General features: G+C 71.8%; 16 protein-coding genes and 1 pseudogene. 4 read left to right on the forward strand and 13 right to left on the reverse strand.

All coding sequences use genetic code 11. The annotated features are described in order from the left end of the window. Window positions 1-148 precede the first annotated feature (148 nt). The 6 genes and pseudogenes from ABEA93_RS42205 to ABEA93_RS31545 form a co-directional block, all read right to left on the reverse strand. Window positions 149-463 (reverse strand): annotated as a pseudogene (locus ABEA93_RS42205) (hypothetical protein); the annotation flags it as partial. Window positions 464-643: 180 nt separating this feature from the next. Further along, window positions 644-1,537, reverse strand: coding sequence for a helix-turn-helix domain-containing protein (locus ABEA93_RS31525; RefSeq protein WP_345679274.1), 894 nt, complete (start codon window positions 1,535-1,537; stop codon window positions 644-646). Window positions 1,538-1,688: 151 nt separating this feature from the next. Next, window positions 1,689-2,450: a glucose 1-dehydrogenase gene (locus ABEA93_RS31530; RefSeq protein ID WP_345679275.1), complete on the reverse strand. Its 762-nt coding sequence runs from the start codon at window positions 2,448-2,450 to the stop codon at window positions 1,689-1,691. Window positions 2,451-2,542: 92 nt separating this feature from the next. Further along, window positions 2,543-4,165 carry an ABC transporter substrate-binding protein gene (locus tag ABEA93_RS31535; RefSeq protein ID WP_345679276.1) on the reverse strand — a complete coding sequence of 541 codons (1,623 nt, stop codon included), beginning with the start codon at window positions 4,163-4,165 and terminating at the stop codon, window positions 2,543-2,545. A gap of 249 nt (window positions 4,166-4,414) precedes the next feature. Further along, the gene (locus tag ABEA93_RS31540) at window positions 4,415-5,392 is read right to left on the reverse strand and encodes an alpha/beta hydrolase (protein WP_345679277.1); all 978 of its coding nucleotides are present in this window, start codon (window positions 5,390-5,392) and stop codon (window positions 4,415-4,417) included. Between the two features lie 182 nt (window positions 5,393-5,574). Beyond that, window positions 5,575-5,829 (reverse strand): DUF2795 domain-containing protein, encoded by a 255-nt coding sequence (locus tag ABEA93_RS31545; RefSeq protein WP_345679278.1) that lies wholly within the window; start codon window positions 5,827-5,829, stop codon window positions 5,575-5,577. 365 nt (window positions 5,830-6,194) lie between these two features. Between ABEA93_RS31545 and ABEA93_RS31550 the strand changes: the two genes are divergently transcribed. Both ABEA93_RS31550 and ABEA93_RS31555 read left to right on the forward strand, forming a co-directional pair. Continuing rightward, window positions 6,195-6,581 (forward strand): MarR family transcriptional regulator, encoded by a 387-nt coding sequence (locus tag ABEA93_RS31550; protein WP_345679279.1) that lies wholly within the window; start codon window positions 6,195-6,197, stop codon window positions 6,579-6,581. Continuing rightward, window positions 6,581-7,522 (forward strand): helix-turn-helix transcriptional regulator, encoded by a 942-nt coding sequence (locus ABEA93_RS31555; protein ID WP_345679280.1) that lies wholly within the window; start codon window positions 6,581-6,583, stop codon window positions 7,520-7,522. Before ABEA93_RS31550 ends, ABEA93_RS31555 begins: the two co-directional genes overlap by 1 nt. Here ABEA93_RS31555 and ABEA93_RS31560 read toward each other — a convergent pair. Continuing rightward, entirely contained in the window at window positions 7,486-7,653 is a 168-nt protein-coding gene (locus ABEA93_RS31560) for a hypothetical protein (RefSeq protein ID WP_345679281.1), read from the reverse strand. The genes ABEA93_RS31555 and ABEA93_RS31560 overlap by 37 nt on opposite strands. Window positions 7,654-7,837: 184 nt before the next feature. Here ABEA93_RS31560 and ABEA93_RS31565 point away from each other — a divergent pair, with 184 nt between their 5' ends. Next, window positions 7,838-8,038: a CsbD family protein gene (locus tag ABEA93_RS31565; RefSeq protein ID WP_345679282.1), complete on the forward strand. Its 201-nt coding sequence runs from the start codon at window positions 7,838-7,840 to the stop codon at window positions 8,036-8,038. 129 nt (window positions 8,039-8,167) lie between these two features. On the opposite strand, the gene ABEA93_RS31570 is transcribed toward ABEA93_RS31565, so the two are convergent. The 5 genes from ABEA93_RS31570 to ABEA93_RS31590 all read right to left on the reverse strand — a co-directional run bounded on the left by ABEA93_RS31570 (window position 8,168) and on the right by ABEA93_RS31590 (window position 11,960). Next, window positions 8,168-8,365, reverse strand: a complete 198-nt coding sequence (locus ABEA93_RS31570; RefSeq protein ID WP_345679283.1) for a CsbD family protein — start codon at window positions 8,363-8,365, stop codon at window positions 8,168-8,170. Between the two features lie 25 nt (window positions 8,366-8,390). Continuing rightward, the gene (locus ABEA93_RS31575) at window positions 8,391-8,618 is read right to left on the reverse strand and encodes a DUF5133 domain-containing protein (protein ID WP_345679284.1); all 228 of its coding nucleotides are present in this window, start codon (window positions 8,616-8,618) and stop codon (window positions 8,391-8,393) included. 57 nt (window positions 8,619-8,675) lie between these two features. Next, on the reverse strand, window positions 8,676-10,823 hold the full coding sequence (locus tag ABEA93_RS31580) for a SpoIIE family protein phosphatase (RefSeq protein ID WP_345679285.1): 2,148 nt from the start codon (window positions 10,821-10,823) through the stop codon (window positions 8,676-8,678). Window positions 10,824-10,935: 112 nt separating this feature from the next. After that, entirely contained in the window at window positions 10,936-11,388 is a 453-nt protein-coding gene (locus ABEA93_RS31585; protein ID WP_345679286.1) for an ATP-binding protein, read from the reverse strand. A gap of 230 nt (window positions 11,389-11,618) precedes the next feature. Further along, window positions 11,619-11,960 (reverse strand): STAS domain-containing protein, encoded by a 342-nt coding sequence (locus ABEA93_RS31590; RefSeq protein ID WP_345679287.1) that lies wholly within the window; start codon window positions 11,958-11,960, stop codon window positions 11,619-11,621. Between the two features lie 212 nt (window positions 11,961-12,172). Here ABEA93_RS31590 and ABEA93_RS31595 point away from each other — a divergent pair, with 212 nt between their 5' ends. Then, complete coding sequence (locus ABEA93_RS31595) at window positions 12,173-12,526, forward strand: helix-turn-helix transcriptional regulator (protein ID WP_345679319.1); 354 nt, start codon at window positions 12,173-12,175, stop codon at window positions 12,524-12,526. Window positions 12,527-12,704: 178 nt separating this feature from the next. Here ABEA93_RS31595 and ABEA93_RS31600 read toward each other — a convergent pair whose 3' ends face one another. Next, window positions 12,705-13,025, reverse strand: a complete 321-nt coding sequence (locus ABEA93_RS31600) for a carboxymuconolactone decarboxylase family protein (protein ID WP_345679288.1) — start codon at window positions 13,023-13,025, stop codon at window positions 12,705-12,707. Window positions 13,026-13,121 lie beyond the last annotated feature (96 nt).

Raw genomic sequence — 13,121 nt, forward strand, 5'->3', positions numbered from 1 at the left:
ATGCGGCAAGTCGCTGCGCGAGCGGCCTGCGGGCCGCGCGCAACTGCGCGGCGACACGGTCCAAGTCCGCGGCGGAAGCCGCCCCGCAGAGCGCGGGGAAGAGCACGTGCTCCTGCCGCCGGGCGTGGTCCCTGAAGTCGAACAGCACTCGGGTGACGAGCGTGTCGGCCTGCGGGCCGGAGCCGCGTGCGGAGGAGAGATCCCCCAGCAGACGATCGAGGCGCGTCCGGTCGGTCTGCTCGCGGCCGGCGAGGTCGGCGCCTTCGTCCACCCGCAACCGCAGCAGGGGATCCAGGAACCGGGCCTCGGCGCCGGCATGGCGGCTCAGAACGACGATCGCCTCGCCGATGAGGCGTCGGCGACGGGGATCCCCCCACGGCAGCGCCTTGATCCGGATCAAGAGCCGGTCGGCCCTGCGGTGGTCGTCGATGAAGTCCGCGATGACATCTGCGGTGGTTGCCATGGCCGTGGGTTCGCCTCCCGGGTGTTCGCGGCTGCCGCGGCGGGTCCGCGGCTCCACCACGACGCTTCCCGCGCCCCGCCGAGTCACGCGCACCTCACCTCGGGCGTGACGGCGCCGCCGACGCAATCGACTTCGCCGGACCGCGCCGCTCGGGCGCCCGCCGTGCCCGCCGCGACCGGGTCATAGTTCCCAGGGGCTCTGCCCGCCGATCGCCGCCGATGCCTCGCGGGCCCGGTCGGCGATGGTGCGGGTCCACATCGCGCAGGTGCGGGCGGGTACGCGGCGGCGGCCGGCCACGACGGAGATGGTGTAGCGCTGGTTGCCGTGGTGGTCGTGGACCGGGGCGTGGATGGTGCCCACGTCGGTGGTGCCTTCCGGGACCGACGCGGTGAACTCCGCCCAGTCGACGTCCGGGAGGTAGCGGCGGAGCGTTGTGATGACGGCCTCCGACATGCCCGAAGTGACCAGGTCGGCCAGCACGTCGTTGCGGGCGGCGGGGGCCTCGGTGAGGCGTTCGACAAGGAAGCCGGACGCGCGGGCTTCCCGCACGATGCGGCGCAGCGTGCTGCGCCGCGCGGCGACGGGGAGCAGCGGCGGCTGGTCCAGCCAGGAGTCCACGACCTGGTCGCTGCTCCACAGCAGTTCCGGCAGGCCGAGGGGCGGGATGGCCGGGAAGCGCTCGCCGACCAGGTCCCGCGGACCGCCGACGGTGATGGCGCCCACGCGGCCGACGACGACGAGGTCGCCGTCCCGGAGCGTGGTCAGCAGGCAGCCCAGTCCGAGGTCCTTGTGCAGGGTGTGGAGGAACGGGACCAGCACGTCGAGTGGCGCGATGCCGCCCTCGGCCGCCCGGCCGATGCGGGTGAGTGCGGGGCCCAGGCGGTAGGTCTTGTCCTCGGTCCGGTGGGCGAACCCGGTCTCCGTCAGGGTGGTCAGGATGCCCAGGCAGGTGGGCTTGCTGAGGTCGAGGCGCTCGGCGATGACGGCCAACGGCAGGGGCGCGCCCGCGTGCTCGGCCAGGAGGTTGAGGACCTGGGTGACCCGTTCGGTCGGCGGGGAACGGCGTTCGGGCATCGTGTGCCTCCTCCTGCTTCTTGTCGGTACCGGTGGCCGGCGCGCCGCCCGTGCCGCCGTGAGGCGGCGGTGGACGGCGCGCCGGAAGGATCCCATACCAGGAGGTGGCGACGCCGGTCAGGTGCGGCGCCGTCCCGTGGTCAGGCGCGTTTCACGCGCCCGCGGTCCAGCCGCCGTCGAAGACGAACTCCGAACCGGTGGAGTACGACGACTCGTCCGAGGCGAGGAACAGCGCGAGGCCGGCGGCCTCTTCGACGGTCCCGATCCGGCCGAGCGGCAGTTTGGCCATGGGGTCCAGGCCGGATTGCCGTGCCATGTCGAGTCCGTCCCGCGCCATGTCGGTGTCGACGGCTCCGGGGTGCATCGAGTTGACCCGGATGCCCTGCGGGCCCAGTTCGATGGCCGCCGCCTTGGTGAGGCCGCGGATCGCGAACTTGGTGGCGACATAGGCGCTGGTGTAAGCGGCGCCCACGAGTCCGTTCATCGAGGACACGTTGACGATCGACCCGCCGCCGGCCGCGCCGATGGCCGGTGCGGCGGTCCGGATGCCGAGGAAGCAGCCGAGCAGGTTGATCTCGACCACCCGCATGAAGTCGGCGGTGGTCGTGTCGGCGATCGACGCGAAGTGGTTGACGCCCGCGTTGTTGACGAGCACGTCGAGCCGGCCGAACCGGTCCGTCGCGAGCCGGACGGCCGCCGTCCAGTCGGTTTCGCTGCGGACGTCCAAGCGGGTGTAGACGGCGTCGGCACCGATCGCCTCGGCGACGTTCCCGCCCTCCCCGTCCAGCACGTCGGCGAGGACGACCCGCGCCCCCTCCGCCGCGAAGCGCCGTGCGTGCGCCGCTCCTTGCCCCTTGGCCGCACCGGTGATCAGGGCGACTTTGCCGGCCAGCCGGCCGCTGTCCCGCTCCACGGAATCTCCTCTCCCCTGCGTTGTTCGCGCCTCGCCGCCCAGCCGGGAACGTGCACCGGGCGACGGGCGCTTCGGCGACTTCCGGTGACTGCTCAGCCGGTGAGGGCGATCTGGTCCATCAGCAACTGGCCCTCGCTGACGAGGGCGACTCCCGTGATGCCGGTCCGGGAGATCGTCGACGTGGTCGCTTCCTGCCAGACCCACAGCGGGAGGTCCTTGCCGGTCTCGCGGACGAGGTCGGTGTACGCCTGCTTGCGGGCCTCCGGCGTGGTGGCCGCGCGAGCGGCGTCGAGGGCGCGGTCGACGGCCGGGTTCGCGTACCCGCCGTAGTTCGACGCGCTGGTCGAGCGCAGCAGCGTGTCGAACGCGGGGTCCGGGTCCGCCTGCCACATGCCGTAGTTCTGCGCCTGGAAGTCCCGGTTGACCAGGCCCTTGGTGATGTAGGCGCCGACCTCGATCGCCTCGATCTCCATGTGCGCGTTCGCGTACTGGTTGATGCGGCTCTGCATGTACTCGGCCGTCTTGCGCGCGGTGGCGTGCTGCTGCGTCAGGAACGTGAAGTTCACCGGCTTGCCCTCGGCCGCCAGCTCGTTGAACAGCCGCTGCGCCTCGGCCTGGTTGTACGAGGGCTGCTGGGCCACCGACGGATCGATCAGCGCCGAGTTCTCGCGGAACATGCCCGGGGCGGCCTTGACGTCACCGTTGAACAGCGTCTTCATCATGGCCCCGGCGTCCATGGCGAGGGCGATCGCGCGGCGTGCGCGCGGGTCGTCGAACGGCGCCCGCTTCACGTTGAAGAGGAGGAACTGCCCGCCGTCCACCTGCTGCGTCTGAACGCTGAGCTTCTTGGCCTTGGCGTCCGCGCCGGCCTGGCCGTCCGAGGTCACCGTCAGGTCTGCCTGACCCGAGGTGATGGTGTTGAGGATCTGCTGGTTGTCGGCCATGGTCTTGAACGTCACCTCGTCGAGGTGCGGCAGGCCCTGCTGCCAGTACGCGGTGTTGCGGACCATCGTCTGGTGGTCGCCGCGCACCCATTCCTTGAGCTTGAACGGGCCCGCACCCACCGGCTTCGCACCGAAGCCCGCCGGGTCTGCGCGGAACGCGGTCGGGGAGGCGATGAAGGACAGGCCGTAGGCGACGGTGCGGTCGAAGCTCAGGTTCGGCGTCGCCAGCGTGATCCGCAGTTCGAGCGGGCCCGCGACCTCGGTGGTGACACCCGCGACGAGGCCCCGCCGCAGGGACTTCATCGCCGGGTCGGCGTGCGCGTCCCAGTTGGCCTTGACCGCGGCCGCGTCGTAGGGCGTGCCGTCCGTGAACGCCACGCCGGGGCGGATCTTCAGCGTCCAGACCTTGCCGGCGGCGTCGGGCTTGAGGCTCTCGGCGATGCGCGGGCGGACTTCCCCGGTCTTCGGGTCGAGCGTCATGAGGAAGTCGTACAGCGCGGCCATGCGGCTGCCGTCCGCGGTCGCCGTGTAGGACGCGACGAACGGGTCCAGCGACCGGGAGTCGACGGGGAGCGGGATGCTGATCTTGCCGCCCTGCCGGGCGGGCGCGTCCGACGCACCGCTGTCCGCCGTCTTCGAGCCGCCGCCGCATCCGGCGGCCCCGAGAGCGAGGACGACCGCGGCCGCAATGGCGGGCAGGCCACGCGTCCGGCGCGCCGCGCGGCGTCCCGAATCGACGTGGCCTCTGGAGAAAGCGGGCCGCAAGGCCATCGGTGGCTCCTGGTTCATGGGGGTGAAGCGGCACCGCGCCGCCGCAGCCCATGATGCTTGCCTGTGACAAGAAAACAAGACCAACAGAAGCCAAAGTTGGAATAAGCGTTCCACAGTAGGAACGCCGTGACGGAGGCCGAGGGGCTGCGACGCCCCGGAAACGGGCATGGCGATCCGCGGAACCGCGACGACGAACTGCTGCCGTCCGCCCGGATCCCGGGCGGACGGCAGCAGGCGTCGGAGCGCGGCTCAGTTGTCGTGAAGTGCCGTGCGCAGAGCCTCGATCGCCAGGTGGCGCGCGACGTTCGCGGCGCGGGTGTCGCGCAGGCTGTCCAGCAGCAGGAAGTCGTGGACCATGCCGGCCACCCGGACCGAGGTGACGTCGACACCCGCCTCGCGGAGCTTGTTGGCGTACATCTCGCCCTCGTCGCGCAGGACGTCCGCCTCGTCGGTGATGACCAACGTGGTCGGCAGCCCTCGGAGCTGGTCGAGGGACGCCCGGAGCGGGGAGGCGTAGTGCTGCTTCCGCTCGGCCGGGTCGGTGGTGTACGCGTCCCAGAACCACTTCATGCCGTCGCGGGTGAGGTAGTAGCCCTCCGCGAACTCCAGGTACGACGGCGTGTCGAACTCCGCGTCCGTCACGGGATACAGCAGCACCTGGGCCTTCAGGTCGATGCCGTCCTCGCGCTCCTTGTTCATCAGGGCGAAGACCGTCGACATGCACCCGCCGACCGACTCCCCCGTCACCGCCACCCGCGAGGTGTCCAGGCCGTGGTCGGCGCCGTTCTTGCGGACCCACTGGCCGACCGCGTAGTTCTGCTCCACCTGGGTGGGGTACTTCGCTTCCGGCGCCCGGTCGTACACCGGGAACACGCCCGCGGCGCCCGCCCCGACGACCAGCTCCCGGAACAACCGGTCGTGTGTCTTGTCGTCACCGAAGACCCAGCCGGCACCGTGGATGTAGACCACCACGGGGAGCGCGCCCGTCGCGCCCTTCGGGCGGATGATGCGCGTCCGCACCTTCCCCCACTTTCCGGCGTCGACCTCCACCCACTCCTCGTCCACCTCCGGGCGGGGGACGCCCTCGCCGCTCTGCAGACCGGCGAGGATGTCGCGGCCCTGCTCGGGCGGCACCTCGTAGATCCGCGGGTGCGGTTCCGTGGCCTCGGCCAACTGCCGTGCGGCAGGCTCCAAGTACGGCGTGACGGGCGGCGGAAGCTGCGTCATGTGTACTCCAAGTACGTGCTGACGCCCAGATCAGGGCTCGGGCCCCCGGTGTCTCCCCCGAACCATGATTCCGGCGCGGGAGGCCACCGCAAGCGGGGACGCGTGCCGCTAGGCCACCGGTGCCCCTCCCGAAAGACGACCAGGTGCCGAACGCCGACCGTCAGGGAACTCGGATCCCGTCGTCATGCGTCCGGGCCGAGGATCGTGACGCGGATCTGGTTCGGCCCGACGATCGGGCGGTCCGGCAGTGCGGCGAGCGCTTCGGCGAGCCGGGGCGCCGCGTGATTGCGGACCGCGAGGGCGGCCAGTTCGGCGGGACGCGCCGGGTAGACGGCGCCGACCAGGGCATCGTGGAGATCGGCCGCCGTCAGGTCTGCCGAGCCGTGCGGTGCGATGTCGGCGATCGGGTCGACCGGGAGCGGGTGGGACGGCGTCACCACGGGTTCCTTTCCGGGGCGTCGTGGGGTTGATCGTGAAACGGACGGCATCGGGTGGTGCCGGACGAAGGGCGCGGCTGTCCGCGAAACGAACATCGCCCGGGTCGAGGCGCAGGCGCGCCGGTCGTTCGTGAGCGGAGGACGGCGGCGGACGCGGGCACACCGTGCCGGGCGCAGCGGCGCCGGGCACGGGGCCTCGGTCCACTTCGGTCCGCTTCGGTCCACTTCGGTCCGTTCCTGTGCGGAGGGAGGCGTGCAAAGCTTCCGGTGCTCTCAGCATGTGAGCGCCGGGGTGCCGCGGCAAGACAAATAACGAAACACAATTCATGCATCACACCGCAGCTTTCCTCGGGCATGATGGGCCCATGAACGACGCACGCGGCGCGGGATGGACCTTCCTGACGAACCATGCCCGTGTTCTCACCGCCGTGGCCCGCGACCCCGAGACGCGCGTACGCGACATCGCGTCGACGTGCCTGCTCACCGAGCGCGCGGTCCAGCACATCCTCACCGAGTTGGAGCAGGCGGGTTACCTCTCGCGCACCCGCACCGGACGCCGCACCACCTACCGGGTCATCCCCGGGACGGCGCTGCGGCACCCGGCCGACGGCGGCCGCCCGGTCGCGGAAGCCCTCGGGATCGGCACCGACCTCGGCTCGGAAGCAGGCGCACGGGAGCACGGCGCCGCGGCGGACCCGTGGCAGCCGCGGGAACCCTCGTACGCCCGCGAACGAGACACCGCGGAGGAATGATGCAGACGCTTTCGTTCAGCAGTTCGGACCTTGCCGAGACCCAGGAGTTCCTGTCCTCGGCGTACACCCCGATGAGCATCGGCGGAAGGCCGGAGCACTCGCGGGCGCGGATCGTGCGCCATGCCGCGGACCGGCTGATGGTCGACCGGCTCTCGTTCGACTACACGATGGCGTACGACGCCGGGTGCCTGAACCAGGTCTGCCTCGTGACCGTGCACGAAGGCAGCTTCGTCGACAGCACCGACGGAGCGCACGAGGTGTTCGGCGTCGGCGAAACGTTCATGATCGCCCCGTTCGACCGCCCGTACCAAGGCGAGGTCCGTGCCGCCCGCTACACGATCACCATGTTCGACCCGGCGCTCCTCGGCGAGGTCGCCGCCACCGGCGGCGGGACGCGCGGCGACGTCCGATTGACCGGACAGCGGGCGATCGCACCGCAGGCGAACCGGGCACTGGGCGCGGCGGTGGCCTACCTGCGCGACCATGTGCTCACGGACGACGCGGTCGGCAGCAGTCCCCTGGCGGTCGCCACGGCGGCCCGGCACTTCGCGGCCGTGGCACTGGCCTCGATGCCCAACAGCATGGGGGCCGAGACGGCGGCCGACAGCCTGGACGCCGACAATCGCACCGTCCGCACCGCCATCGCCTTCATCGAGGCGCACGCCCATCTCGACATCGCGCTCTCCGACATCGCGGCTTCCGTCCCCGTGACGCCGCGCGCCGTGCAGTACGCGTTCGCGCGGCACGCCGACACCACGCCGCTGGCCTACCTCCGGCAGGTGCGCCTGGCCCGCGCCCACGACGATCTGCGGGGTGCGGACCCCGCGGCGACCACGGTCACGGACGTCGCACTGCGCTGGGGGTTCGCCCACCAAGGCCGCTTCGCGGCCGCGTACCGCCGGCGCTACGGCGTCCCCCCGTCGACGACGCTGCGCGGCTGAGCCCGGACCCGCCGGTACCCGGATATCCCGTCGCCGTCCGGTATGTGCGCCAAGGCGTTGCGCGGGATTTCCGCGGGGCGGTCCGGAATCTCCGCGTGCTCGAGGCCGCTCGGGATTGCGTCGACGTTCATGCTGGGGCGGCTGCCCGGCTGCGACGACGGGATGCATGCCGGAGACGACCCGGCTTACGACTGCGCCGACCGGCGCAATCCGTTGCCCGGCCGGAGGCGGGCCGGTGCCCGAGGCCGCAGGGTGGGACGAGGGCCCCCCGATCCGGCGGCCCGCAGTTGACGATCCGATCCGAGGAGTTCCGCGATGAGCGGCGACAGCGCGATGGACAAGCTCAAGGGCAAGGCCAAGGAGGTCGCCGGGAAGGTCACAGGCGACAAGCGGCAGGAGTCCGAAGGCCGGACCGACCAGGCCAAGGGCGAGGTCAAGGAAACCGCCGAGAAGGCCCGTGACCAGGTCCAAGGGGTGCGCGACTCGCTCACCGACAACAGCTCGGACGAGTCCTGACGCGTAGCCCTGCCGGGTTGAACGCGGCCGGGCGGCGGCACGCTCCGCAACAGCGGCGTGCCGCCGCCCGGCGTCACGATGCGGGGCCCGCGCCGCGGCTGCGCAGCGGCGGGCCCACCGCGGCTTTGGTCAGGGTTCCTTGCGGTCCCGCGACAGCGAGTCCCGGACGCCGCGCGCGCGGTCCTGGAGATCGTCGACGGCGTCCTTGGCCTTGCCCTTGGCCTGGTCGGTCCGGCCTTCGGACTCCTGCCGCTTGTCGCCCGTCACCTTCCCGGCGACCTCCTTGGCTTTGCCCTTGAGCTTGTCCATCGCACCGCGGTCACTCATGAGAACTCCTTCCGTCGGGCCGTGCTCACGCGACCGCCGGCACAGTGCCTGCCGGGCGGGCCTCGAGGAGACGGCGGCGGGCCGCTGCCAAAGCCGCGTCGATGTCGGTGGTTCCCGTCGATACACACAGGGTGTAAGCGACATCTTCCATGCGCCTGCGGGCCTCCTTCGCGCCGTGCTCCGCGTGGAGCAGGTTCAGGGCCTCGTAGCTGTCGATCAGTTCGGCGAGGACGGCGGGGTGCGCAAGCAGCATGGATGGGTTCCTTCTCCGCGGCTGTACGCCGTCCGGAGGGGCGGCGTGGGCAGTTCGCTACCCGGATCCGCGAGAGCCATGCACGGCGTCCGCCCGCAACGCCAGGAGTGCGATGTCGTCGGTGTAGCGGCTGTCGGGGTAGGCGTGCCGCACCAGCCGGTCGATGAGGTCGCCGAGGTCGGCACCGCGGAAGGCGCCGAGTACGGCGACCAGTTCGGCGGTGCTGCGGTCGATGTCGACGCCCGCATGTTCGACCAGTCCGTCGGTGTACAGGACGAGGATGTCCTCCGCTTCCAGCTCGTACCCGGTGACGGTGTAGGCGGTGTCCCGCTCGATACCCAGGAGCGGCCCCGGCTCGACCGCCAGGGTGCGGGCCTGCCCGTCGGCCTGCCGCAGCAGGGGTGCCGGGTGGCCCGCACTGGCCAGGCAGACACGGCGCCGGGCCACGTCGAAGTGGGCGTACACGCACGACACCAGAAGATCCGGTTCGAGATCGGCCATGACCCGGTTGGTACGGGCGAGCACCTCTTCCGGACGGTCCGCCGCCGCGGTGGCGTGCGCGTGCACGGCGGTGCGCACCTGGCCCATCAGCGCGGCAGCGGCGATGTTGTGGCCTTGCACGTCGCCGACGACGGCCGCCGCCGTGGTGTCCGTGAGACGGATCAAGTCGTAGAAGTCCCCGCCGACTTCCACCCCGTGCACGGCGGGCAGGTAGCGGGCCGCCACGGTCAGGCCGGGAATCTCGGGCAGCGCACGCGGCAGCAGCGCCTCCTGCAGCGCGTGCGCCAGATGGTGCTTCGCGTCGTACATCCGGGCCCGGTCGAGGGCGTGGGCGACGAGGCCCGCCAGCGAGGTCAGGACCGCGCGTTCGTCGTCCGTGAACTCGTGCGGGTGCTCGTACGACAGAACCCAGCAGCCCGTGGTGCGGCCGGCCACGATCAGGGGCAGGAAGGCCCAGGCCATCTTGGCGGAGACGGTCTCTGCCCCGGGATACACCCGCGCCAGCTCCTCGCGGTCCTCGAAAAAGGACGGGATGCCGCTGTCCAGGACCCGGCCGGCGGGCGTGAGCACCGTGTCCACCGGCAGCCCGTCCAGCCCGCTGATGGTCTCCCGCGCGTACCCGCGGTGGCCGAGGATGCGCAGCCGGCCGGCCTCGGCCACGGAGAGCACCATCCCGTCCGCGTCGAAGGCGGGGAGGATCTGGTCCGCCACCATTTCCGCCACATCGGCGACCCCGGTGGCCTCGGTCAGCGCCGCGGCCAAGTGCATCAGGAAGTACAGGCGCCCCACCCGGGGTGAGCGTCCGGCGGCGGTCGGCCAAGTCGCCGGGAGCGCGGTGGCCGCGCTTGGATCCTCGACCGCGGGCAGGACCCGGACGCTCACCCCGGTCCCGTCGGGGTACAGCGCGAACGACAGCCACCGGTCGGGCGGGCGCAGCGCGGTGAACGCCACCGGCGCCCTGCTGATCACCGCCGCACGGTAGCGGTCCTCGTAGACGGGGTCGTCCAGCCACGGAAGCGACTGCCAGGGCAGTGTGCCGAGCACCTGCTCCCGGTGGACGCCGAACAGGTCCAGCGCCGCGTCGGTCACAAACGTGATCCGGCCTTCGAGGTCGAGCGCCATGCTGCCGCCGGGGAGGCGGTCGGCGAACGCATCGGCGGGCTCCGCCGCCGTTCCGTCCGGTTCCAGGCCGATCCGGTACGGCTCGGCCGGCAGCGGCAGCGGCCCCGTGTCCTCGAGCATCCGGCCGGTGTCGTGGGCGAGCGCCACGAACGTTTCGACTTCCTCGGGGCTCACGCGCTGCGGCCGGCCGCCGGGGAACAGCAGGAGCAGCGCGCCGAGCGGCCCGGAGGAACCGGGGATCGGGGCGGCGGCGAGGGCCAATCGATACGGCAGCGCGACCGCGGCCCGCGGGTAGTTGCGTGCCAGGTCGTCGGGTCCGCCTACCCACACCAGCCGTTCCTCGCGCACGGCGTCGGCGACGGGCACGGGCCCGGTGAGCGGCACCCGGCGCCACGGTTCGGCGAATTCCACCGGGACCCCGCACAAGGCCACCAACCGAAGCACGGGATGGCCGGGCTCGGTCACGTACAGCCCGCTCGCCGTTCCGTTGGTCCTGTGCACGGCCGCGCGCAGCACACGGGCGAGAGCCTCGGTATCCGTGCCCGGGCTCGGCGGCTGCTGCTCGTCACGCGGAGCGGACACCGCTCCCCCCGGCGTGACCGGTCGGACCCGGCGCGGAGCGAGCCCGGCGAACGCGGATGCCCATACAGCGACCCTAGTCCTCCGGTGCCGGAGTCGCTCGGGTGCCGGCCCGCTACACGACGTCGATCTCCGCCCACACGGTCTTGCCCCGGGCATGACGCGAGGCGCCCCAGCGGTCCGAACTCCGCTGCACGATGACGAGGCCGTGCCCACCGGGCACTCCCGGCCGGTGGAGACGGCGCGGGGCGGGCAGGACGGGCGAGCCGTCCGCGACCTCGATGCGCATCCGGGTCCCCGTGAAGTCGACGACGAGTTCCAGCGGGCCGTCCGCGTGCATCGCGGCGTTGGCGACCAGTTCGGCCGCGAGGAGGACCACGTCGTGGTCCGCGTCCGTCGCGTCCCCGGGCCACGACCAGTCGGCAAGGGCTTGTGCGGCAAAGGCACGGGCCCGGGCGACGGGTTTGGGTGTCCCCGCGAGTCTCAGCCGCCTCCGCTGTCCCTGGGGAGGCAGGGTGAAGCCGGTGGCACGACGGTTGCCGTCCAGGGTTCCCCGGTTGTTCGTCATGTGCGGGAGCCCCCTCGGTCTTGGTGCCGGTTTCTTCCGGCCGGTTTCCCCGGTCGGACCGGACCATGCGCGCGAATCGGCGAACCGATTTGTTGGGAGGGGCGCTGGGCCACGGCCTCGCGGCGAGGAGACGGATCGGATCCGCACCGACAGGTACGCGCGTTTCCGGACGCGGGGCGCGCCCCGGCTCCCGGACGGCGACAAGACCGTCCGGGAGCCGGGGCGCGGTGTCACAACGGGTCGCCCGGGACGGCGTCCAAGGTGAACAATTCGGCGGCGCCGGTCAGGTCGAGGAGCCGGCGGACGCGACGGCTCGGGGTCAGCAGCATGCGGCCGTCCCATTCCGCGAGCCGTTGGCAGGCGAGGATCAGGGTGTTCAGGCCGCTGCTGTCGCAGAATTCGACCGCCGCCATGTCCAGGTGCAGCCGCTCCGGCCTTTCCGCCAGCGCCTTGTCGAACGCGTCGCGCAGTCGGGGAACACTGTCCAGGTCGACCTCGCCGCCGACGCGGATCCACACGTCCGGGGGATCGCTTTGCACGGCGACCACCAGCGGCGCGGGTTCGAAGGGCATCAGCCCCTCGGCGGCAGGCGGTCGGTGGCGCGAATCGGCATGCGGCATGCGTTCGACTCCGGTGGGGTCGGTGTCATCGGACTCCTGGCGGTTCCAGCGTCCGGCCGACCGGCAGCCGGGCGCAAGACGTAATACGAAGAGCTATTCCGGTATCCCGTTTCGCTTTCTGGGTTCGTCCGAGGACCGCGACTTGGGTCGTCCATCATGGCTCCATAAACGAGGCGCGCACCCCACGGTGGACGTTCCTGACCAACCATGCACGCGTCCTGGCCGCCGTGGCCCGCGATCCGAATACCCGGCTGCGCGACATCGCCGCCACCTGCCGGCTCACCGAACGCGCGGTCCAGGGCATCGTCGCGGATCTGGAACGGGACGGCTATCTCACCCGGACCCGGGCAGGCCGCCGCACCGTCTACCGGGTGACCCCGGACACCGTCCTGCGCCACCCCGCCGACGGCGGGCGTCCGGTCGCCGACGCGCTCGGCCTCCTGCCCGCCCCCGACCACGGCGGCACCGGCGAGGAAGCGGATTGGGACGAGCCGTCCGTCCGGGCCCGTCCGCGCTGACACCGCGAGCCGACGGGCACCGAAACCCGCCGGACGACCCGGCGGGGTTCGGTGCCCGTCGCCGCTCGGCCGGCTCAGCCGGGTGTCAGACGCCCTCGCCGGCCGCCCCGGCCACGCCGCGTTCCTCGATGTAGTCCTTGAAGGGAGACCGCAGTGGTCATGGGAGCGTGAAAACGGATCAGCCCATGGTGTCTTGCCGTGCCGTGGTGATTTCGACGCCGAGGGCTTCGCCGATGTGCCCGGCCGCCGCCATGACCCGTGCGGTGCCGACGACCGGGGCAATGGCGACCAGGACGTCCTGGAGCTGCTCGGCCGTCATCGCCATCTCGGCGCCGGCGGCCAGATGCATCGTGTAGGACAGGGGAGGAGCGTCCATGGCCACGAGCGCGGCGATGCGGGTGAGCACCAGAACGTCCGGTTCGAGGCCGCAGCGTTCCAGTGAATCCAGCGTCATGGCGGCCAAGGTGTCCATGACGGGAGTGTCTGCAGATGTGGTCATGATGATCTTCCTCGCGGATTGTGCGCTTCCGGACGCGCGCTCTGCCGCCGCCCCGCACCGCCGGCAACACGCCCGGGCCCTCCTTCGACCCTAGGA

The organism is Yinghuangia aomiensis, assembly GCF_039542225.1.
GTDB lineage: Bacteria > Actinomycetota > Actinomycetes > Streptomycetales > Streptomycetaceae > Yinghuangia > Yinghuangia aomiensis.

Bases quoted from the DNA above. Each gene is read 5' to 3' on its own strand.
- ABEA93_RS31525 (WP_345679274.1), bottom strand. From the start codon at position 1,537: ATGCCCGAACGCCGTTCCCCGCCGACCGAACGGGTCACCCAGGTCCTC.
- ABEA93_RS31535 (WP_345679276.1), bottom strand. From the start codon at position 4,165: ATGGCCTTGCGGCCCGCTTTCTCCAGAGGCCACGTCGATTCGGGACGC.
- ABEA93_RS31540 (WP_345679277.1), bottom strand. From the start codon at position 5,392: ATGACGCAGCTTCCGCCGCCCGTCACGCCGTACTTGGAGCCTGCCGCA.
- ABEA93_RS31550 (WP_345679279.1), top strand. From the start codon at position 6,195: ATGAACGACGCACGCGGCGCGGGATGGACCTTCCTGACGAACCATGCC.
- ABEA93_RS31555 (WP_345679280.1), top strand. From the start codon at position 6,581: ATGCAGACGCTTTCGTTCAGCAGTTCGGACCTTGCCGAGACCCAGGAG.
- ABEA93_RS31560 (WP_345679281.1), bottom strand. From the start codon at position 7,653: ATGAACGTCGACGCAATCCCGAGCGGCCTCGAGCACGCGGAGATTCCG.
- ABEA93_RS31565 (WP_345679282.1), top strand. From the start codon at position 7,838: ATGAGCGGCGACAGCGCGATGGACAAGCTCAAGGGCAAGGCCAAGGAG.
- ABEA93_RS31570 (WP_345679283.1), bottom strand. From the start codon at position 8,365: ATGAGTGACCGCGGTGCGATGGACAAGCTCAAGGGCAAAGCCAAGGAG.
- ABEA93_RS31575 (WP_345679284.1), bottom strand. From the start codon at position 8,618: ATGCTGCTTGCGCACCCCGCCGTCCTCGCCGAACTGATCGACAGCTAC.
- ABEA93_RS31585 (WP_345679286.1), bottom strand. From the start codon at position 11,388: ATGACGAACAACCGGGGAACCCTGGACGGCAACCGTCGTGCCACCGGC.
- ABEA93_RS31590 (WP_345679287.1), bottom strand. From the start codon at position 11,960: ATGCCCTTCGAACCCGCGCCGCTGGTGGTCGCCGTGCAAAGCGATCCC.
- ABEA93_RS31600 (WP_345679288.1), bottom strand. From the start codon at position 13,025: ATGACCACATCTGCAGACACTCCCGTCATGGACACCTTGGCCGCCATG.